Source organism: Leucobacter komagatae, from assembly GCF_000834055.1.
Lineage (GTDB): Bacteria > Actinomycetota > Actinomycetes > Actinomycetales > Microbacteriaceae > Leucobacter > Leucobacter komagatae_A.
This window is the reverse complement of the sequence record NZ_JXSQ01000003.1, coordinates 20,739-40,415: the sequence shown is the minus strand read 5'-3', so window position 1 is coordinate 40,415 and position 19,677 is coordinate 20,739. Positions and strand designations below refer to the sequence as shown.

Annotated in this window: 19 protein-coding genes and 1 pseudogene; 4 read left to right on the top strand and 16 right to left on the bottom strand. The window is 66.4% G+C overall.

Annotation, left to right across the window (positions count from 1 at the left end; translation table 11 throughout):
• The first annotated feature begins 56 nt into the window (after positions 1-56).
• The gene (locus tag SD72_RS03175; protein WP_042542996.1) at positions 57-1,244 is read left to right on the top strand and encodes an ROK family transcriptional regulator; all 1,188 of its coding nucleotides are present in this window, start codon (positions 57-59) and stop codon (positions 1,242-1,244) included.
• Between the two features lie 7 nt (positions 1,245-1,251).
• Here the strand turns inward: SD72_RS03175 and SD72_RS16785 are convergent, their stop codons facing one another.
• The 9 genes from SD72_RS16785 to fdxA form a co-directional block, all read right to left on the bottom strand.
• A complete protein-coding gene (locus SD72_RS16785; RefSeq protein WP_052492427.1) occupies positions 1,252-2,634 on the bottom strand; it encodes a sensor histidine kinase in 1,383 nt (460 codons plus the stop codon).
• Complete coding sequence (locus SD72_RS03165) at positions 2,634-3,317, bottom strand: response regulator transcription factor (protein ID WP_042542995.1); 684 nt, start codon at positions 3,315-3,317, stop codon at positions 2,634-2,636. Before SD72_RS03165 ends, SD72_RS16785 begins: the two co-directional genes overlap by 1 nt.
• Before the next feature lie 8 nt (positions 3,318-3,325).
• Complete coding sequence (locus SD72_RS03160) at positions 3,326-4,300, bottom strand: D-alanine--D-alanine ligase family protein (protein WP_042543169.1); 975 nt, start codon at positions 4,298-4,300, stop codon at positions 3,326-3,328.
• Positions 4,297-5,469, bottom strand: coding sequence for an alanine racemase (gene alr / locus SD72_RS03155; RefSeq protein ID WP_232299627.1), 1,173 nt, complete (start codon positions 5,467-5,469; stop codon positions 4,297-4,299). The genes SD72_RS03160 and alr overlap by 4 nt, the downstream gene beginning before the upstream one ends.
• Before the next feature lie 5 nt (positions 5,470-5,474).
• Positions 5,475-6,128 carry a M15 family metallopeptidase gene (locus SD72_RS03150; protein WP_232299626.1) on the bottom strand — a complete coding sequence of 218 codons (654 nt, stop codon included), beginning with the start codon at positions 6,126-6,128 and terminating at the stop codon, positions 5,475-5,477.
• A gap of 294 nt (positions 6,129-6,422) precedes the next feature.
• On the bottom strand, positions 6,423-7,022 hold the full coding sequence (locus tag SD72_RS03145) for a superoxide dismutase (RefSeq protein WP_042542994.1): 600 nt from the start codon (positions 7,020-7,022) through the stop codon (positions 6,423-6,425).
• Between the two features lie 67 nt (positions 7,023-7,089).
• Positions 7,090-7,668: a flavin reductase family protein gene (locus SD72_RS03140; RefSeq protein WP_084766728.1), complete on the bottom strand. Its 579-nt coding sequence runs from the start codon at positions 7,666-7,668 to the stop codon at positions 7,090-7,092.
• Positions 7,665-9,032: an FAD-dependent oxidoreductase gene (locus SD72_RS03135; protein ID WP_042542993.1), complete on the bottom strand. Its 1,368-nt coding sequence runs from the start codon at positions 9,030-9,032 to the stop codon at positions 7,665-7,667. The genes SD72_RS03140 and SD72_RS03135 overlap by 4 nt, the downstream gene beginning before the upstream one ends.
• Complete coding sequence (gene fdxA / locus SD72_RS03130) at positions 9,029-9,358, bottom strand: ferredoxin (protein WP_042542992.1); 330 nt, start codon at positions 9,356-9,358, stop codon at positions 9,029-9,031. Before fdxA ends, SD72_RS03135 begins: the two co-directional genes overlap by 4 nt.
• Positions 9,359-9,463: 105 nt before the next feature.
• Here fdxA and soxR point away from each other — a divergent pair, with 105 nt between their 5' ends.
• From soxR to SD72_RS03115, 3 genes are all read left to right on the top strand, one after another.
• Positions 9,464-9,916, top strand: a complete 453-nt coding sequence (soxR, locus tag SD72_RS03125; protein WP_042542991.1) for a redox-sensitive transcriptional activator SoxR — start codon at positions 9,464-9,466, stop codon at positions 9,914-9,916.
• Between the two features lie 203 nt (positions 9,917-10,119).
• Positions 10,120-11,484, top strand: a complete 1,365-nt coding sequence (locus SD72_RS03120) for a hemolysin family protein (protein WP_157000433.1) — start codon at positions 10,120-10,122, stop codon at positions 11,482-11,484.
• Positions 11,481-12,536, top strand: coding sequence for a hemolysin family protein (locus tag SD72_RS03115; protein ID WP_042542990.1), 1,056 nt, complete (start codon positions 11,481-11,483; stop codon positions 12,534-12,536). The genes SD72_RS03120 and SD72_RS03115 overlap by 4 nt, the downstream gene beginning before the upstream one ends.
• A gap of 210 nt (positions 12,537-12,746) precedes the next feature.
• Here the strand turns inward: SD72_RS03115 and SD72_RS03110 are convergent.
• The 7 genes and pseudogenes from SD72_RS03110 to SD72_RS03080 form a co-directional block, all read right to left on the bottom strand.
• Positions 12,747-13,579: pseudogene (locus tag SD72_RS03110) on the bottom strand (TSUP family transporter).
• A gap of 111 nt (positions 13,580-13,690) precedes the next feature.
• On the bottom strand, positions 13,691-14,614 hold the full coding sequence (locus SD72_RS03105) for an amino acid ABC transporter permease (RefSeq protein ID WP_052492453.1): 924 nt from the start codon (positions 14,612-14,614) through the stop codon (positions 13,691-13,693).
• A complete protein-coding gene (locus SD72_RS03100; RefSeq protein ID WP_042542988.1) occupies positions 14,611-15,267 on the bottom strand; it encodes an amino acid ABC transporter permease in 657 nt (218 codons plus the stop codon). The genes SD72_RS03105 and SD72_RS03100 overlap by 4 nt, the downstream gene beginning before the upstream one ends.
• 98 nt (positions 15,268-15,365) lie before the next feature.
• The gene (locus SD72_RS03095; protein WP_042542987.1) at positions 15,366-16,283 is read right to left on the bottom strand and encodes a glutamate ABC transporter substrate-binding protein; all 918 of its coding nucleotides are present in this window, start codon (positions 16,281-16,283) and stop codon (positions 15,366-15,368) included.
• 53 nt (positions 16,284-16,336) lie between these two features.
• A complete protein-coding gene (locus SD72_RS03090) occupies positions 16,337-17,083 on the bottom strand; it encodes an amino acid ABC transporter ATP-binding protein (RefSeq protein WP_042542986.1) in 747 nt (248 codons plus the stop codon).
• 203 nt (positions 17,084-17,286) lie between these two features.
• The gene (locus SD72_RS03085) at positions 17,287-18,273 is read right to left on the bottom strand and encodes a TAXI family TRAP transporter solute-binding subunit (protein ID WP_042542985.1); all 987 of its coding nucleotides are present in this window, start codon (positions 18,271-18,273) and stop codon (positions 17,287-17,289) included.
• Positions 18,266-19,675: a sensor histidine kinase gene (locus SD72_RS03080; protein WP_042542984.1), complete on the bottom strand. Its 1,410-nt coding sequence runs from the start codon at positions 19,673-19,675 to the stop codon at positions 18,266-18,268. Before SD72_RS03080 ends, SD72_RS03085 begins: the two co-directional genes overlap by 8 nt.
• Positions 19,676-19,677 lie beyond the last annotated feature (2 nt).

Genomic DNA, 19,677 nt, shown 5'->3' with positions numbered 1-19,677 from the left:
TTTGGTTGCAGCTTTGCCTCTTACTTCACGTTATCCGAATGTGATTTACTGTCCGCATGGCTGACTTTCATCGGGGCTCACCTCTCGGAACATCCGGCGCAAGCGAACTGTTTCAGCTGCTCCGAGACGGCAAGCCGCGAACTCGCGCGGAGCTCGCCACCGTCACCGGGCTCGCCCGCTCCACCGTCGCCGCCAGGGTCGAATCGCTCATGGCGCTTGACCTCGTCGCCCCGGTCGGGGAAGCCGCTTCAACAGGCGGCAGGCCGTCCTCGCGCTTCGCCCTGAACCCCTCGGCCCGGGTTGTGCTCGCCGCCGATCTTGGCGCCTCGCACGCGACACTCGCAGCCACCGACCTCACCGGAACCGTGCTCGGTGAGGTGAATGAGGACATCGTGATCGCCAGCGGTCCCGAGGCAGTGCTCGGCTGGATGGTCGCAGCCGCACGAGACCTCCTCGACCAAATCGGGCGATCGGAGCAAGACCTCATCGCCATCGGCATCGGCGTTCCCGGGCCAGTGCAGCACTCAACCGGGAGGCTCGTCAACCCGCCGATCATGCCGGGCTGGGACCGGTTCGACGTTCCCGGCTGGGTGCAGCAGCACCTACAGGTACCCGTGCTCGTCGACAACGACGTGAACATCATGGCGCTCGGCGAGAGCGCGTTCGCGTGGCCGGAGTCAGAGCACTTCATGCTCGTGAAAGTGGCAACCGGCATCGGAGCCGGCGTGATTTCCGGCGGCCGGCTGCAGCGCGGTGCGCAGGGCATCGCAGGCGACATTGGACACGTTCAGGTGCCGCGCGGCGCAGGCATCCCCTGCCACTGCGGCAACCGGGGTTGCCTCGAGGCACTGGCCTCCGGGCCCGCGATAGCGCGGGCCCTGCGCGCCGAGGGCATTGAGGTCACGACCGGGCGCGAGGTCGTCGAACTCGTGAAGCAGGGAAACATCGAAGCGATCCAGGCGGTGCGTCAGGCTGGGCGCGACATTGGCGAAGTCCTCACCACAGCGGTGAGCCTGATCAACCCGTCAGTCATCGCGATCGGTGGGTCAATGGCGCGCGCCGGCGAGCACCTCATCGCCGGGGTGCGGGAAATCGTCTACACGCGTTCCATGCCACTCGCCACCGAGCACCTCGCGATCGTGCAGTCATCCGCCGGCGAGCAGGCTGCGGTGCTCGGCGCGAGCCTACTCGCGATCCACCACGCGCTGTCGCCCGAGGGCGTCGACGCCATGTCTTCCCGCTAGCGGCGGGTCAGGTGAGGATCGGCACCCACACGGCGAACACCGTTCCGTGTTCCTGCGTCAACCACGCGTCTCCCCCGAGAATCCGAGCGTTCTCCCGAACGATTGCGAGCCCCAGCCCACTGCTGTCGCTGTTGGTCCGCGCGGAGTTGGCCTTGTAGAAGCGGTTGAACACCCTTTCCTCGTGCTCGGGCTCAATGCCGGGGCCAGAGTCTGCGACCGCGATCGTCAAACGTCCCTCCTGCACCCACACACGCACGTCGACGGGCGGTGCCCCGTGACGCAGCGCATTTGTCACGAGGTTTGAGAGGATCAGCCGCAATCGAACCGCGTCGGTGTGCACCACCGGGCCGCCTTCGAGGGCAAACGTGACGCCGTCCCACTGCCGCAGCTCGGCGAGCTGAAGCCACATCTCGGCGATATCGACCGGCTGCCGAACGACCTCGCTCTTGCCCGAATCGAATCGACTCATCTCGAGAATGTCGTTCGTGAGCGACGCGAGGTGAGTCGCACTCCTGGCAGCGATACTGCCTGCCTCTTGCCGGTTCGCGACGGTCGCTGCCTCCGTGTCCGCGAGGATGTCGGAGACGGCAACGAGCGTCGCGAGCGGCGTCCGCAACTCGTGTGCAACGTCTGCGACGAGTTGCCTCGCCGTAGCTTCGCTCCGCTCGAGCTGGTCGATCGTCGTGTCCACCCGCTGCTCGGAGTGGTGCATCGCATCGAGGACTGCGTCGACATCGGGGTAACCGGTCGCGGCAACACGCGGCCGGCCGCGATCCCCCAGGCCGTCAGCGACCGTCGCGAGCGTCTGCAACGGGCGCCCGAGCTGCCGCCCGACGAGGAGACCCGTCGCCGCAGCTGCGACCGTGAAGATCACCCCGATGAGCACGCCGAGGCTCACGAGGGCGTCGATCTCATCCTGCTGCTCCTGCATGTCGTACAGCCCGAACGCGGCGAGCCCGTCGCTGGCTGCTGGCACCGAAACCAGTGAGAGCCCCGCAATGAATTCGAGTCTGTTCGAGCGACTCGTACGCTCATAGGCGCTGATATCTTCGCCACCGCTGAGCGTATCCAGCAGATATTCCGGGATAGCGTCTATGGGGAGCGAGCCGCCGTATGCTCCCGTCTTCATATTGATGAGCACCACCGGAACGGAGAACATCTCGGCCGCTTGCGCGAGCTCCCGCCCGTCCGGGCTTGGGGGGAGTTGCACGGTTGCCGCCGTCGCTTCGAAACGAAGCACCTCGTAGATTGCGGCCTGCTTGGACTCGAGAATGATCGACCGCGCGTTCCACACGAGCGCCCCCGCAGTCGTCGCGGCCGCGCCGACTGCGACGACGACGAGCGTGATCGTGATCCGGGTCCGCAGACTCGGGCGCCACCGCCAACGCATTAGCCGAGCCTGTATCCGAAGCCGCGGACCGTTCGCAGTAGCTGCGGGTCAGCCGGATCCTCTTCGATTTTCAACCGCAACCGCTGCACGGCGGCGTTGACGAGTCGCAGGTCAAGCGATGCGGCCGATCCCCACGCCCGCGCGAGCAACTGCTCCCTGCTGAGCACCTGCCCCTGATGCTCAAGCAGCACCATGAGCAACCGCAGCTCGTTGGGTGACAGCTCAAGCTCCTCGCCGCCACGTGTCACCACGAGCGAGCCGAGGTCGACGCTGAGGTCGCCGTAAGCCAGGACGGAAGCGGTGTCCTCAGTGGCCTGCCCCACCTGCCGACTGCGCATCACCGCCCTGATGCGGGCCTCAAGCACCCCGGGCGACACCGGCTTCACTACGTAGTCGTCCGCCCCGGAGTCGAGCCCACCAATCACGTCGCCGTCGTCGTCCCTCGCGGTGAGCATGATGATCGGGACGTCAGATTCTTGTCTGATGTGGCGGCACACGCTGAAGCCGTCGATGTCGGGGAGCATGAGATCGAGGAGCACAATGTCTGGTTCTTCCTGGATCGCGGCGCGCGCGCCGCCGGCCCCTGTCCCCTCGATCTGCACCTCGTGGCCGCGTTGGCTCAGCGCAAGGCGGTACGCCTGCGCGAGTTCGGGGTTGTCCTCGACCACCAGAATCTTCAGCATTCCGCTCCCTAGCTTGTTCGTGTTCTCCTGGCGAGCGCCCCCTCGACGAGCCACGCCACCAGCTCAGGGAACGAGACACCGTCCACTGCAAACATACGCGGCACCTGCGAGAGCTGCGTCATTCCGGGCATCGTGTTGATCTCGTTGAATACGATTTCAGCGCCCTGAATGAAGAAGTCGACGCGGGCGACACCGTCGCACCCGAGCGCAACGAACAGGGCTCGTGCCGCAGTACGCATCGCCTCCCCCTCCTCCGCCGTCAGCGGGGCGGGCACCACAAAGTCGGGTTCAGCGTCGTATTTGAGTGCCGTGTCGAAGACCGCATCGGCGTCCTTTCCGATCTCGAGCGGCTGGGAGATGTGCAGCGTGCCGTCCGCCCCGCGCAGCACGGCAATATCGACCTCTCTGCCGACGACGAATGTCTCAATGAGTACCCGATCGTCGAAGGTTCTTGCGTGCTCGATCGCCGCGGTGAGTTCCGCGCTGCTGTCGACACGCGTGGCGCCGTAGCTTGACCCAGACGCAACGGGTTTCACCATCACGGGGAACGGAAGCCCCGCTGGGTCCCCGCACACCTGCTCGCCATCGATCAGCACCCCCTGTGCTGTCGCGATACCGAGCTCCGTTGCAATGAGCTTCGCGGCCCACTTGTCCATCGCGAGGGCGCCAGCACGCACCCCGGAGCCGACATATGGCACTCCGACGATTTCGAGGAGACCGGCGAACGTTCCGTCTTCGGTTCCCTCACCGTGCAGCGCGGGGAACACCACGTCGCTCTCGCGCATGCGCTGGATCGCTGCCGCGAGGCTGATCCGCTCCCCGGAGAGCGTCTCCCATTCGCCGTCCCGCCTGATCGCGAGGCCAGTGACGGTTCGTCCGCTCGCCGCAAGCGCTTCGCGCACCGCTGCCGCCGACCCAAGTGACACCTCGTGCTCTGCGTTTGCCCCACCGCCAATCACCATCACGTGCTGTGTCCCACTCATCGCGCCCACCTTTCATCTGCGGTTCGCAGCACCCTGCTGCTCCGTGTTCCCAATCGAGTCACGATTTCGTGCTCGATCGTCCCTGCCCATGCGGCCCAGTCCTTCGCGGTCGGCTCACCGCGGTCTCCAGGGCCCATCACGACTGCGATGTCGCCGAGCTGCACCGGGTGGCACCCGACGTCGACGACGACCTGATCCATTGAGATTCGGCCAACAATCGGCATTCGTTTCCCTCGTATGCTCACTGCCGCGCGCCCCTGCGCCGCCCGTGGAAGCCCGTCGCCGTAGCCCAGTGGCAGCACGGCGAGCGTGGTCGCGCGCGTCGTTCGGTGGTCGTGTGTGTAGCCGATGCCCTCCCCCGCCCGCACCTCTCGGAGCAGCGCGACTGGCGCGGTGAGCGTAAGCGCTGGGGCGAGCTGCTCGCGGCCCGCCGGGTCGATGCCGTAGAGCCCCGCCCCAATCCGTGCGAGGGTGAAGCGTGTGTCGGATCGGTGCAGCGCCGCAGCCGAGGCCGCGAGGTGCAGTTCGCTTGGGGTGAGTCCGCGCCGCAGCGCGACGCGCACCCCGTTGACGAACCGCAGCCGTTCAATATCGTTTTGCGGAGCCGTCGGCGCGTCAGCGCAGGAAAGATGCCCCATGATCCCGACGACGGCCACGTTACCGTTGCGCTCGAACGCTCTCGCGGTCTCGCAAAGCACCGCCCAGAGTTCGCGCGGCGCACCGTCGCGTGACATCCCAACGTCGAGGTGCAGGTGGATCCTTGCAGGACTTCCCACCCGCGCGGCCGACTGCGAGATCGCGTGCAGATGTTCAAGGCTCGACACGGCAACGTCGATTCGCTGCGTGATCGCGGCGTCCCAGTCGGCTTCGACGGGGTTCAGCCAGCTGAGCGTCGGCGCTGCTATCCCCGCAGCGCGCAACCGCAGCGCCTCAGGGATGCTCGCTGCGCCGATCCAGGTCGCCCCGTTCGCGAGCGCTACCTCCGCGACAGCCCCGTGCCCGAAGGCGTCGGCCTTCACGACCGCCATCACCGGTGTAGCTGTCACCGCTCGGAAGTGGCGCACATTGCGTGCGATGGCCTGCCTGTCGACGAAGATTTCCGCGAGCCTCCGCCCTGCCGCAGCCGGGAACGCGTCGCCGTCTACGGGAGGTTCGGGGTGGCGCGTCACGATACTCACCCTGCCTCGCTGGCGTCTGCAAGCATGGGCGGGCATTCAGTTCCCGGGGTCGTAGCCAGCTCAAAGTGCCAGCTCTCGTTCGCGTAGACCCTGCACAGCCCGTAGGCGCTGCCGTACTGCTCGAGCCAGAGCGCAGGGTCGACCCTCGCGATGTCGACCGCCTCGCCGGAGACGTGCCGCGACCCCTCCGGTGTGCTCACGAACTCCCGCGCAGCGCTCTCACTGCCGTATTCATCGACGGCGTCACGGAGGAGCATCGCCTGATAGTCGGCGCTGCGCCACCCAGAGGTGAGCAGCAGTTCGACGCCGTCGGCTGCCGCGTCAGACGCAGCGGACTGCACCGCCTCCCTGAGCGCGGGGTCGAGCCGCGCAACGGCGACGTGGGCGTCGTCGAACGGGGAGATGGGTTCGGTCAGACTGATCTCGCCTGTCTCGCCGTCGTCGACGGGCACAGCGTCCGCCCGATCCACCCCGGGGAGTTGACCGGCAGCGTTGAAGAACGACATCGACACCCCGATCGCGATCGCGGCCGCCGCGATTGCGGCAAGCGAAATGGCAACGACCCGGCGCCGTTGCACCGCCACCGATGGTCGTTCGGGGAAGCCGTTGCGGGCGGCGGGAACGTAGGTTTCTCTCGGGCGCCTGGTCACGATGCGTGCTCCTCTCGCTCAACTGAGCTGGCCGAGGGGCCTGTTTGGCCCCTGGTACGCATAAGCTTCGCCACCTCAGATAAGTGCAGCGCACGGGCAGGCCCCATACGGTAACGAAATGCTGGGAATTCGCTGCATGCGCCGTCAGCCACAGCGGACATCGGCTGGCAGGCTCCCCCCGGCGGATCGGCGCGAGCGCACCAGCGCGGAGAGGACTGAGCGCAGAGACGACTGAGCGCGGCCGCCCACCATGGGCGACCGCGCTCAGTCTTGGCTGCGAGGAGGAGCTGTCGGTTACTTCTGCACGGCAGCGAAGCGCCGCGCGACGTCGTCCCAGTTCACGAGGTTCCAGAACGCCTTCACGTAGTCGGCGCGCACGTTCTCGTAGTCGAGGTAGTACGCGTGCTCCCAGACGTCGAGCTGCAGCAGCGGGGTGACGCCGAGGGGCGCGTTGCCCTGCTGGTCGAACAACTGGAAGATGACGGGACGCTTACCGAGCTCGTCCCACGCGAGCACCGACCAGCCCGAGCCCTGCACGCCCATCGCTGTCGCGGTGAAGTGTGCGCGGAACTGCTCGAGCGAGCCGAAGTGCGTGCCGAGCGACTCGAGCAGCGCACCCTCGGGGTCTCCGCCACCGTTCGGGGAGAGGTTCTCCCAGAAGATGGAGTGGTTGATGTGGCCGCCGAGGTTGAAGGCGAGATCCTTCTCGAGCTTGTTCACGTTCGCGAGGTTGCCCGAGTCGCGGGCCTCGTCAAGCTGCTCGAGCGCGGTGTTCGCGCCGGTGACGTATGCCTGGTGGTGCTTCGAGTGGTGCAGCTCCATGATGCGGCCCGAGATGTGCGGCGCGAGCGCCGAGTAGTCGTAGGGCAGATCGGGAAGGGTGTAGACGGACATGTGAGTGTTCCTTTCGTTGACGGTGTGTGGGTCGGTTGTGGGTTCGCGGCCGGGTGCGGTCGGGGCGCTAGAGCCGCTCGCCAAGCCTGGTGAACGCGCGGTCGCGGTAGGCCATCGCCTCGGCTGCGACTGGCTCCCCGTTCGCGGTGTGGATCTCGAGCACCTCGGCAACCACGAGCATCGATGCGCCGACGGGGATCTGCTGCATCGACCGGGCGCGCAGCGCCGAGCGCACGCCGGCGAGGTGCGGCTCGCCCGTCGGCAAGGTGCTCCATCCCTGCCGCTGCGTGAAGCGCTCGCCACCCGAGACCGCGAACTCCTGCGCGACGCCTGCGTGCCGCGCGTCGAGCAGGTGCACGAGGAAGGTGTCGGCGGCGAGGATCAGGCCAGCGCTTCCCGTGGTGCGGGTGACGGAGAACACGAGGGAGGCGGGTTCGACGGAGACCGAGGCGACGCTCGACGCGGTGAGGCCGACGGGCCCCTCCGGCGTCGCTGCGGTGATGAGGGCGACGCCTGCCGGGTGGTAGCGGAACGCAGCCTTGAAGTCGTTCGCGAGTTCTGCAGCGTGCTCGGCTGCCGCGTTCGCGAGCACTTCGCTCACCTCGCTCACCTCGCGGTCGGTGCCTGCGCTCGTATCGTGATTCATTTCGCTCGCTCCATTTCTCGTGCGTGTTCAAGCAGTTCTTCGCGGTTGACGATCTTGGTTCGCTCTCGCCCGCGCTCGGCGCCGAGGGCGCGCTCGGCCGCGTCGATGCGCAGCCACCCGTCCCAGCAGACCGAGTGGCTAAGCCGCTCGCAGAGCGCGTCGGCGGCGCTTGACGTGGCGGATCCCCCGCCGTGTTCCTCCCGCTCGGCGAAGTCGACGAGCATGCTCGCGATGGCTTCCGAAGCGTCAGACTTCGTGGAGCCGATGAGGCCGACGGGCCCGCGCCTGATCCACCCGGTCGCGTAGAGCCCAGGGATGGGCTCGCCCGCGTCGTCGAGCACGCGCCCGGCGCTGTCGGGGATCGTGCCGCTCGCGTCGTCGAACGGCACCCCTGGCACGGGGGTGGATCGGTAGCCGATGGTGCGGTAGACGGCACCAACGTTGTGCTGGACGGTCTCGCCAGTGCCGGTGATGCGGCCGAGCTCGTCTGGCTGGGTGCGCTCCATCTCGATCGCGGTCACGCGATCCTCGCCGAGAATCCTGGCTGGCTGCTGGTAGAAGTGCAGGTGCACGCGGCGGGAGGCTGTGCGGGTCGCAGGGTCGATGTTCGCCCACTCCTCGAGCGTGCGCATGATGATCTTGCGCTGGTTGAACTGCGCGATCATCCGCTTGGCGTGGTCGTCGAGCAGCATGTCGGCGGGGTCGACGATCACGTCGACGTCGTCGCGTGCGCCAAGCTCGCGGAGCTCCATCGGGGAGAACCGCACGTCTGCAGGCCCGCGGCGAATGAGGAGGTGCAGGTCGCGCACCGGGTTCTGCCTGAACGCGGCTTCGACGTGATCGGGAATGTCGGTCTGGGTGAGCTGCTCGGGGTGCGTGATGATCATGCGTGCGACGTCGAGCGCGACGTTGCCTGCGCCGATCACCGCGACCGCCTCAGCGTCGAGCGGCCACTCCGTCGGCGCGTCGGGGTGGCCGTCGTACCAGGCAACGAAGTCAGCACCGCCGAAGGAACCGGGCAGCTCGGCCCCGGGGACGCGCAGGTCGACGTCGCGGTCCGCGCCCGTCGCGATCACGACGCCGTCGTAGGCCTCGCGCAGCTCATCGATCGTGACGTCAACGCCGATCTCGACGTTGCACACGAGGCGGATCCGCGGGTTCTCGAGCACGACGTGCAGCGCGTCCTGGATCTTCTTGATGCGCGGGTGGTCGGGCGAGACGCCGTAGCGCACGAGCCCGTACGGGGCTGGGAGCTTCTCGAACAGGTCGATCCGCACCTCCTCGTCGCGGCTCAGCAGAATGTCTGCCGCGTAGACGCCGGCTGGGCCGGCCCCGATGATCGCGACGGTTCGGGTGTGGGTCATGCGAGAACACTCTCCTGTGGTGGTAGCGCAGCGATGAGCGGGTGGTCCCCGGGGATGAGCCCGGTTCGGGCGGCGCCTCCTGGGGATCCGACTGCGTCGAAGAACTCGACGTTCGCTCCGTAGTAGTCCTGCCATTCGCCCGGCAGATCGTCTTCGTAGTAGATGGCCTCGACGGGGCACACCGGTTCGCACGCACCGCAGTCGACGCACTCGTCGGGGTGGATGTAGAGCATCCGGTCCCCCTCATAGATGCAGTCGACGGGGCACTCGTCGACACACGCTCGGTCTTTCAGATCTACGCACGGCAGCGCAATGACATACGTCACGGCTTTCCCCCTAATCCAGGTGAGCCCCCACCTCGGAGGCACATCAGCTATGCTAAAACCTCAAGTTAGGTTGAGGTCAAGCCCACTGCGTGTTGGAGGCGAAACATGGAGCAGCTTCACAGTCCAGAGGAACTCCTGAGCATCGGTGAGATGAGCCGCCGCACGGGCGTGCCCGTCTCAGCGCTGCACTACTACGAGCGCCTCGAACTCATCGCGTCGCAGCGCACCGCAGGCAACCAGCGCCGCTTCCCGCGCTACATGCTGCGCCGCGTCGCGCTCATCTCGGTCGCAAAGCGCCTCGGCATCCCGCTCGAAGACGTGAAGGATGCGTTCGAGAACGTGCCACTATCGAGCCCGCCGACCCACGAAGACTGGCAGCGGGCCTCGCGCGAGTGGAAGAAGGTCCTCGAACGCCGCCGGCGCGGCATCGAACAGCTCGAGAAGGAGCTCACCGGCTGCATCGGCTGCGGTTGCCTCTCGATGAAGGCGTGCTCACTCCTCAACCCAGACGACGAGCTCGGCGACACGGGCGCCGGCGCGATCCGCATCCCCGTGTAGCGCCACACTTTCGCGCGCCCGCTCCCACGGCTGCGCGTGACAGGCCGCGAACACCACGCAGCGCCTGTGGGAACTCAAGGTTCGAGGCGAAGTCACAGTTTTCGACGCCCCTGCTTTTTCTATGATCGATGTATGGATGATTGTCATAGACCCTGGCTCACCCCGACCCAGCCGCGACGCGCGGTTCGAATGCGGGGTGAGCATTGATCACCGACTTCTGGGGCATCGTCATCGGCGTGCTCCTCACGGTTGGCACGGGATTCTTCGTGGCCTCCGAGTTCGCCCTCGTCAACCTCAACCGCAGCGACCTTGAGCGTCGCCAGGCGCAGGGCGAGAAGGGGCTCCGCCCGACAATCTCGGCGCTGCGGGTCACCTCGACCCACCTCTCGAGTGCACAGCTCGGCATCACGCTCACCACCCTGCTCGCCGGCTTCACGTTTGAGCCTGCCATCAGCTCGCTCCTCCGTGAGCCGCTCGGCGACCTCGGCGTGCCAGAGGGGCTCATATCCGCTGTCGGCACGGTGGTAGCGATCGTCTTAGCCACGCTGTTCTCGATGATCGTCGGCGAGCTCGTACCGAAAAACTTCGCGCTGGCCGTCCCGCTCGCGACCGCGAAGATCGTCGTGCCATTCCAGCTCGCCTTCACGTTCCTCTTGCGCCCCATCATCATGTTCTTCAACGGGACTGCGAACCGCGTGATCCGTTCCTTCGGCATTGAGCCAAAGGAGGAGCTGTCGGCCGCCCGCAGCGCTGAAGAGCTCGGGTACCTCATCCGCCGGTCGGCGACCGAGGGGTTGCTCGACGAAAACGATGCCGACATGCTCCACCGCACGCTCACGTTCTCCTCACGCACCGCGGACGAGGTCATGACGCCACGCGTGCGCGTCGCGTTCCTCCCCAACACGGCGAGCGCCGGCGACGTGATCTCCGCCTCGATCGAGACGGGCCACTCGCGCTTCCCAGTCTTTGCCGACGACATCGACGACGTAATCGGCATCGCGCACGTCAAGGCCGCCTACGCGGTCGCCGACGAGCGCCGCGCAGAGACGCCAATCACGGCAATCACATCCGAACTGCTGCGCGTGCCAGAATCGGCCGGCGCCGACACACTGCTCGGCATGCTCCGCGGGCGCGGCTACCAAATCGCGGTCGTCGTCGACGAGCACGGCGGCACCGCCGGCATTGTCACGCTCGAAGACCTCATCGAGGAGCTCCTCGGCGAGCTACTCGACGAACACGACGACCCAGCAGCGCTCACGGGCGACATCGTTTCCGAGGGCGAGTCCGTTCTCTTCAACCCGGCGCTGCGGCCAGACGAGCTGTGGTCGCGGGCGAAGATCCGCGTGCCAGAAAGTGACGACTACGAGACCGTGGCTGGGTTCCTCCTCGCAACGCTCGAACGCATTCCCGACGTCGGCGAAGAAGTCAATATTGAGGCGGGCGCATTGCGCGTCGAGGCGATGACCGGTGCCCGCCTCGCACTGCTCCGCTTCACCCCCCACACCAGCACCGGCACGCCCCGGCAATCGGCGACCACACACACTGATCACGCGGAGGCAACCCGATGAGCGAATACGTGCCCGGCCTGGTCTGGCTGTTTGTGCTGCTCGCCTTGAACGCGTTCTTCGTTGGCGCAGAGTTCGCGGTGATCTCCGCCCGCCGATCCCAGATCGAACCGCGGGCAGCCGCGGGAAGCCGCTCAGCGAAGACCACGCTGTGGGCGATGGAACACGCCACCCTCATGCTCGCAACGAGCCAGCTCGGCATCACCGTCTGCTCGCTGCTCATCCTGAACGTCTCTGAGCCGGCGATCAAGCACATTCTCGAGGTGCCGCTCGCCTGGACCGGCCTCACCCCTGCGATGGTCACGGGCGTTGCCTTCGGTGTTGCGCTTGCCCTCGTCACATTCCTGCACGTCGTGTTCGGTGAGATGATCCCGAAAAATATGGCGTTCTCCGTGCCCGACCGGGCGGCGCTGCTGCTCGCTCCCCCGCTCGTGTTCGTCTCGAAGATCGTGAGCCCGCTCATCCGGGCGCTGAACTGGGTCGCAAACAGCATCCTCCGGCTCTTCCGCGTGACACCGAAGGATGAGGCAACGAGCGCGTTCACGCTCGACGAGGTCGCGAACATCGTCGAGCAGTCGACGATTGAGGGCACCCTCGTCGATGCGTCCGGCACGGTGTCGGCGGCGTTCGACTTCACCGAGAAGACGGCGGCGGAGGTCGAGCTGCCGTTCAGCGAGCTCGTCGTGCTGCCAGCTGCTGCGACCCCGAGGGACGTGCAGCTCGCCGTCGCCGCCCACGGCTTCTCCAGGTTCGTGCTCGCTGCGCCCGACGGTGCCCCCGCACGCTACGTGCACCTCAAGGACGTGCTCGACCTCGGCTCAGCCGAGCAGCGCGACGAACCGATCCCCCAGACTAGGCTGCGCGCACTCGCGGACGTGCCAGCCTCGCTCGATCTCGAGGATGCCCTCGCGCAGATGCGCTCGGACGGCAGCCACCTCGCTCGGGTCACCGACGCTCACGGCGTGGCCACAGGCATCGTGTTTCTCGAGGACATCGTTGAGGAACTCATCGGTGAGGTGCAGGACGCAACCTGGAGACACCGGGCTGTGGCATAGTTTCGGGGCTTCGGGGCGCCCGCCCGCGGCGATAGATCTGAAAAATGCACATCCTCACACCAAATCGCGCAGATTTGGCCTAGGAATCGCAGATCTCCTCAGTATCGCCGGCGGGCGGGCGGGCGCGGGCTGGCGGGGGCCCGGGAGCCGAGGTCGGGGGCCCCGGGGGCCCCGGGCGGAAGCCCCGGGCGGAAGCCCCGGGCGGGTGGCCTAGGACGAAAGGTCGCCCCACACGTCGAAGCCGAGCTTCACGACAAGCGCGGCGACGATAATGAGGAAGAGGATCCTGACGAACTTCGCGCCGCGCGCGATGGCCATCCGGGAACCGAGCACGCTGCCGGCAACGTTCGCGACCGCCATGATGAGGCCGAGGGGCCAGAGCACCGCCCCGAGAGGATGAACAGGATGAGCGCGCCAAGGTTCGTCGCAAAGTTCACGATCTTCGCCTGGGCGCTTGCCATGAGGAAGTCGTAGCCGAGCAGCGCAACGAGCGCGATCACGAGGAAGGTGCCCGTGCCCGGCCCGATCAGGCCATCGTAGAAGCCAATCGCTGCGCCGGCGACGCCCGCGAGCACCACGTGCCGAGCGCCCGAGTACTTGAGCTTGGTGACGGCCCCGAGTGCGGGCTTAAAAATCGTGATGAGCGCGACGACCACCAGCGCGACCATGATGATCGGCTTGAACACCTCCGCTGGCAGGAACGCCGCGAGTGAGGCCCCGCCAACGGCGGCGAGCAGCGCGACAGCGGCCATTGGCAGCGCCGTCTGGAGGCTCGGCCGCACGCTCCGGTAATAGCTCACGCTACTTGCCGCTGTGCCGAACACGGAAGCGAGCTTGTTCGTCGCGAGGGCCTGTACCGGGGTGATTCCCGGCACGAGCAGCAGGGCGGGAAGCTGGATCAGCCCGCCACCGCCGACAACTGCGTCCACCCACCCTGCGGCGAACGCCGCGAGCACGAGCAGCAGTATGCCGCCCCAGCCGAGCCCATCCGGCGTGAGCGGGAGTGTCAAGGGCGCAGCGAGGGAGACGGCATGCAGACTCATCGGCTGTGACCTTTCACGGGTGGCACTGATCGTACCGGCGGCGCGGGGTGAAGCGGGGCGGGGCGGAGCCGGGCACAGCAAACGGGGCCCCGCACGCGGAGCCCCGTTTCGCTATCGTTTCCGCTGCACCGAGAGTACCTCGGTAACGGTCCCACCCTCGTGCATGCGCGGATCGTCCGGCTGCACGGGAACGGTGCCTGTCGGTGTCGCCTCGCCAGACTGGCCCCGCGAGCTGCTGCGGAGTCGCCGCTCCACGAGTTGCGCGACGCCGGAGAGGATAAAGCACATCAGGATGTAGATGCCGCCGATGACGAACGCGGACTGCAAGAGCGGCCTGCCGAACTGGACGTTGCTGCTGAACTGCTTCGCAAGGTACAACAGCTCTGGGTAGGTGATGATGAATCCGAGCGCGGTGTCCTTCATGGTCACGACGAGCTGGGAGATGATCACCGGAAGCATGGCGCGGATGGCCTGTGGCATGAGGATGAGCCGCATCACGCCGCTCTTACGCAGCCCGATCGCGTAGCCGGCCTCCTTCTGCCCCTTCGAGAGGGACTCGATGCCCGCTCGGAGTACCTCGGCGAGCACTGACCCGTTGTAGGCGACGAGGGCGATCACGACGGCCCAGTACGGGTCCATCTTGATCCCGACTGACGGAAGTCCGTAGTACAGGAGCATCATCATGATGAGCACGGGCATGGCACGGAACAGCTCTGTCACGGTCGTGACGGGAATCCGCACCCATGCGTGGTCTGAGAGCCGCCCGATGGCGAGCACGAGACCGAGCACGAGGCTGAACACAGCCGCGACAGCGAAGGCCGCGAGCGTCTTGCCGAGGGCCGCGAGAATCTGCTCCCAGATCGACGCGTAGGTGAACAGGCCCCACTTTTGGGCCGTGAACTGGCCGGTGAGGTAGAAGCGGTAGAGCACGAATGCGATCAGCCCGCCGACCACGAGGATCGTGAGGACCGCGAGAATGCGGTTGCGCAGGATCGCTTTCGGGCCGGGGACGTCGTAGAGCACTGAGGTGGTCATCGCGCGATCCTCCATTTCTTCTCGAGCCGGTTTTGTACGAGGCTGAGCAGCATCACCATGGCGATGAACACGGCTGCGACCCAGAGGAGAACCTCCATGGGGCTGCCTGGCCGGTCACCGGAGTCGTTGATCGCTGCGCGAAGCTGGGCGAGCTCGGCGATCGAGAAGCCGGCTGCGACGGTGGTGTTCTTGAGCAGGGCGATGAAGACGCTCATCATTGGGGGCACGACCGAGCGGAATGATTGGGGAAGCACGACGCTGGTCATGACCTGCCCAAACGGCAGCCCGATCGCTCGTGCAGCCTCCGCCTGACCCACTGGGACGGTGTTGATGCCGGCCCGGATGACCTCTGCGACGTAGGTGGCGGTGTAGACGCCGATCGCGGCGATGCCGAGCACCGTGAGGTTTACGCGTCCGAAGCCGAGCGCCGGGTAGCCGAGCACGAAGAAGAAGAACACGAGCGTCAGTGGTGTGTTACGGATGATGTTCACGTACACCGTGCCGACGCCGCGCGCGATGGGCACGGGCGAAACACGCATGGCCCCGACGATCATGCCGAGCACGAGCGCGATGGCCCCGCCGGCGGCGAACACGAGCAGCGTGTTCCTGATCGCGATCCCCCAGAGATCCAGGTTCCCGAAGATGACGTCCATTCGTCTTCCTTCTGTGAAGATGACGTTCGGGGGCGGGCTGGCCGCCCCCGAACATTAGTGCAGAGTGCGCGCACGCGAGGGTGCGCGCCTACCGCGGGTTAGTACGCGTCAACCGCAGGCTGGTCGACCGTGATGCCCGAGTCGCCGAGGTTGTTGTCGAAGATCTTCGTCCAGACGTCGCCGCCATCGGTGAAGAGCTCGTTGATGTGTGCGCGGAAGACGTCGTCGCCCTTTGCGAGGCCGACGCCGTACTGCTCCTCGGTGAAGACCGGGCCGCTGGTGACCTTGAGGTCGTCCGGCTGCTGCGCAGCGTAGCCGATGAGGATCGCCTGGTCGGTGGTGACCGCGTCAACCTGGCCGTTCACCAGGTTCTCAACGCAGGCCGAGTAGAGGTCGAACTCCTGCGGCTTGATCTCCTTGAAGTTGTCCTTGATGTTCTGGATCGGGGTCGAGCCGGTCGCCGAGCAGACCGTCTTGCCGTTCAGATCTTCAAGCTTCTGGTAGTCGGTGTCGTCGACACGCACGAGCAGGCCCTGGCCGGTGATGAAGTAGGGGCCGGCGAAGTCGATGTCGTTCTTGCGCTTGTCGTTGATCGAGTAGGTGCCGACGTAGTAGTCGACGTCGCCGTTCACGATCGCCTGCTCGCGGTTCGCCGAGGCGATCGCCTTGTACTCAATCTGCTTCTCGTCGAAGCCGATCGATGCCGCGATCCAGCGGGCGATGTCGACGTCAAAGCCCGAGCGCTCCTGGGTGACGTTGTCGTAGTATCCGAGGCCTGGCTGGTCTTCCTTGACGCCGATGACGACCTTGCCGCGCTCCTGGATCTTGTCGAACGTTGGGCTGCCCTCGAGCGTGAAGTCCTCGGCAACGGTCCAGGGGTTGCTCGACGTCGTCGGCTCGGTGGTGCCGCCGTCGCCCTCGTCGGTCGCGCCGGGGGTGCCGCTGTTGCAGCCGGTCAGTACGAGCGCGGCCGCAGCAATGAGGCCGGCCGTTGCGAAAGCTTTCTTGAATCGCATAGTGCGTTCCTTTCGGTTGGGATGAAGGACGCCCGGTGTGGGCACCCCTGTGGTTAGTTCGTGATGAGCTTGGACAGGAAGTCTTTCGCTCGATCACTCTTCGGGTTCGTAAAGAATTCGTCAGGGGTCTCCGACTCGACGATGCGGCCGTCAGCCATAAATACGACGCGATCGGCCGCTTTCCTGGCGAAGCCCATCTCGTGGGTGACAACGACCATGGTCATGCCCTCCTTTGCGAGGCCGACCATCACGTCGAGCACCTCGTTGATCATCTCGGGGTCGAGCGCGCTCGTCGGCTCGTCAAAGAGCATGACCTTGGGGCGCATGGCGAGGGCACGCGCGATCGCGACGCGCTGCTGCTGACCGCCGGAGAGCTGCGCGGGGAGCTTCGAGGCCTGCTTCTCAACGCCGACTCGGGTGAGCAGCTCCATGGCTTCTTTTTGCGCATCGGCCTTTGACTTGCCGAGCACCTTGATGGGGCCGAGGGTCACGTTCTCGAGAATCGTGAGGTGCGCGAACAGGTTGAAGGATTGGAATACCATTCCGACCTCGGCGCGGAGTTTCGCGAGGCCTCGCCCCTCAGCTGGGAGCTCCTTGCCATCGATGCGGATCGAGCCGCTTGTGATGGTCTCGAGGCGGTTGATCGAGCGGCACAGCGTCGATTTGCCTGAGCCGGATGGGCCGATGACCACGACGACTTCGCCGCGGTCCACCGTGAGGTTCACGTCGGTTAGCGCCTGGAAATCGCCGTAGTGCTTCTGCACGTTCTCGACGACGACCAGCGGTTCGCTCGCACTCATCTATGTTCCACCTTTGGATCCTGACCGCGAGCGCGGGCTGCGCTGCGTCGGCACACTGCTTGGGTTGCCTGGTTCGAGGAGCGCTTGAGATGCTCGCCCTTGAACCGATCAGCAACACGCTAGTGAGGGTGGACCCCACAAGTCACGGGATTTGAGGCTTTCTTGAGAATCGGGCTGAGGTTTCTTGAGGTTCGCTGTGGGAGCTAGCTGCGGCTGCTCACGTAAAAGTCCGCCGCGCCGGGGTGCAGCGGCACGGGGCTCGTGAAGATCGCCTGCCGCCTGTCGAGCAGGGCTGCGGCGGGAACCGTCCGCGCAATATCGGTGCGCGCGGCAAACAGGGTTTGGGTGATTTCGAACACCAGCCGCTCTGGCGCGTCCGTAGAGGTGATGAGGTAGTTCGGCACAGTCATCGTCTCGACTGCGGCCTCCGTGCCGTACGCCCCGAGCGGGAATTCGGCCAGCCGATACACGCCGGCGTGGCCAGAGTTCACCTTCTCGACGGTCTCAGGGCGGATCGGAAGGATCCGCAGCGGTGTGCCCTTCGACAGCGTCTCGATGCCGGGTGTCGGGACCCCGCCGACCCAGAAGAACGCATCGATCTCTCCGCGCGCGAGCGCCTCGACTGAGTCGTCGATGCCGAGCGTCACCGGCACAAAATCCTCGTGGTCGATGCCCGCGGCGCGGAGCACGCGGTCCGCGATCACCGTCACACCGGAGTTTGCCTCCCCGATGGAGACCCGCAAGCCCGCGAGGTCTGAGATGTTTTCTGCCTCGGCGTCCGCTTTCACGACCACCTGAACGTACTCGTCATAGACGCGAGCGACGCCGGCAATTGGTAGCGGGGCGCTGAAGGCCCCTACCCCTGCGACGGCGTCTGCTGCCGCGTCAGCTTGGGCGAAGCCCAGGATCGCCTCGCCTCGCCCGACGCGGAGCAGGTTGTCGACGGACCCACCGGTTTCGTCGACGGCGATATCGAAGCCGACGTCGCGCAGGTGCTCCGCGAGTGTGCCGCCGTATGCGTAGTAGATCCCCGTCGATGCTCCACCAGCGATGCGGTGGCTGCCCGAGTCGCGCACCGCCGAGCTGCAGCCGGCGAGCGTCGCCCCGCTGAGCACAAGGGTGAGCAGCACAGCAAGCGCTCGCGCCCCGATGCGGCCGGTGATGCGCCCTGCGCCCGCCCACCTACGCATCGACGTCTTCGGGTGTCGCCGCGGATACCCCCGCAGCATCGGTGGACGGAAGCAACAGCGTGACTTCAAGCCCGCCATTCGCCGGTGAGGAGAGCACGATATTTCCACCCATCGTCTGCAGCAGGTCTGCCGCGATAGCGAGGCCAAGCCCCGACCCTGGCACGTTTTGATCCTGCGGGCTTCGCCAGAACCGGCCGGTCGCCTGTTCGAGCTGCTCCGGCTCGAGCCCGCGGCCCCGATCCCGGACGGAGACCGCGTGCCCGTCGTCCCTGCGCGCAACGGTGAGGTCGATCGCGCTGCCGCGGGGCGCGAATTTCAGCGCGTTATCGATGACCGCATCCAGCGCGCTCTCAACCGCCATCCGATCCGTGACGCTCAACGCGTCAGCGTCGCTGTGCGTGTGGATCACCACCCACCCGTCGGCTGCGCGCTCACGCCAGGCTGCGGCGCGCGCCTCGACGAGCTCGGCGAGATCCACCGCCACGAACGACGAGTCTGATTTCCCGTCGCGTGCGACGCTCAGCAGCGTGTCGAGGATGCGTGTCATCCGTCGCCCCTCCTCGCGCGCGTGCTCGACGTCATCGATCCACCCCTCGTCGAGGCCCGTTGCGAGATACTCGACTCGCATGAGGAGCGCCCCGAGCGGGTTGCGCAACTCGTGCGAGGCATTCATCACGAATTCCTGTTGCCTGGTCATGACGCGCTCGATCTCCTCGGCCATCTGGTTAAACATGCGCACCATGCGCCGCACTTCTGGCGGCCCGGTCTCGTCGTCGATGCGCGCCCCCATCTCGCCGTGCTCGATGGCAGCCATCGCGCTGTCGACCCGGTTGAGCGGCTTGAGCACCCAGCTCGCGAGCCGGTACACCGCCCACACGAGCGCGATGATAATCACGACGCTCAGGCCGACGATGGCGCCCCACTGGGTGAGGATCGCTCGCCGCGGCGCGTCGGTGCTCGCCGAGATTCTGACCGCCCCGATGACTCGGCCGTCGTCAAAGACTGGCTCGACGACGACGAGCTCGCTCGCTGTCCACGGCAGGAGGTCCCCCACAGGCTCTCCACGCCTCCCGGAGAGCGCGAGGCTCACCTGCTCAGCATCGCCCTCGCTCAGCGCGGGGACGCGCGCACCCGAGGCCCACGCGGTGCCAGAGCGGTCGAACACGACAACCCCGGCGTCATAGAGCATCCCGTAGCGGCGCAGCTCCGTCTCGATCATCGCGGGATCCCCCGCTCGGAGCGCTTGGCCAGCTCCGGTCGTGAAGTAGCTGAGGTCGCTGAGCAGCTGCGTCGCGACCTGCTGCTGGATGCTCCGTGCTGCGCTCCACCCGTATGCTCCCCCAAGGATGACCAGGATGATGGTCGTGGGGACGAGGAAGACCACAAACAGTCGCCTGCGCACGC

Excerpts from the sequence above, each read along its gene's own strand:
- SD72_RS16785 (WP_052492427.1), bottom strand. The coding sequence starts at position 2,634 with ATGCGTTGGCGGTGGCGCCCGAGTCTGCGGACCCGGATCACGATCACG.
- SD72_RS03115 (WP_042542990.1), top strand. The coding sequence starts at position 11,481 with ATGAGCGAATACGTGCCCGGCCTGGTCTGGCTGTTTGTGCTGCTCGCC.
- SD72_RS03160 (WP_042543169.1), bottom strand. The coding sequence starts at position 4,300 with ATGAGTGGGACACAGCACGTGATGGTGATTGGCGGTGGGGCAAACGCA.
- SD72_RS03085 (WP_042542985.1), bottom strand. The coding sequence starts at position 18,273 with ATGCGTAGGTGGGCGGGCGCAGGGCGCATCACCGGCCGCATCGGGGCG.
- SD72_RS03145 (WP_042542994.1), bottom strand. The coding sequence starts at position 7,022 with ATGTCCGTCTACACCCTTCCCGATCTGCCCTACGACTACTCGGCGCTC.
- SD72_RS03135 (WP_042542993.1), bottom strand. The coding sequence starts at position 9,032 with ATGACCCACACCCGAACCGTCGCGATCATCGGGGCCGGCCCAGCCGGC.
- SD72_RS03165 (WP_042542995.1), bottom strand. The coding sequence starts at position 3,317 with ATGCTGAAGATTCTGGTGGTCGAGGACAACCCCGAACTCGCGCAGGCG.
- SD72_RS03095 (WP_042542987.1), bottom strand. The coding sequence starts at position 16,283 with ATGCGATTCAAGAAAGCTTTCGCAACGGCCGGCCTCATTGCTGCGGCC.
- SD72_RS03100 (WP_042542988.1), bottom strand. The coding sequence starts at position 15,267 with ATGGACGTCATCTTCGGGAACCTGGATCTCTGGGGGATCGCGATCAGG.
- soxR (WP_042542991.1), top strand. The coding sequence starts at position 9,464 with ATGGAGCAGCTTCACAGTCCAGAGGAACTCCTGAGCATCGGTGAGATG.
- SD72_RS03175 (WP_042542996.1), top strand. The coding sequence starts at position 57 with ATGGCTGACTTTCATCGGGGCTCACCTCTCGGAACATCCGGCGCAAGC.
- SD72_RS03090 (WP_042542986.1), bottom strand. The coding sequence starts at position 17,083 with ATGAGTGCGAGCGAACCGCTGGTCGTCGTCGAGAACGTGCAGAAGCAC.
- SD72_RS03105 (WP_052492453.1), bottom strand. The coding sequence starts at position 14,614 with ATGACCACCTCAGTGCTCTACGACGTCCCCGGCCCGAAAGCGATCCTG.
- SD72_RS03140 (WP_084766728.1), bottom strand. The coding sequence starts at position 7,668 with ATGAATCACGATACGAGCGCAGGCACCGACCGCGAGGTGAGCGAGGTG.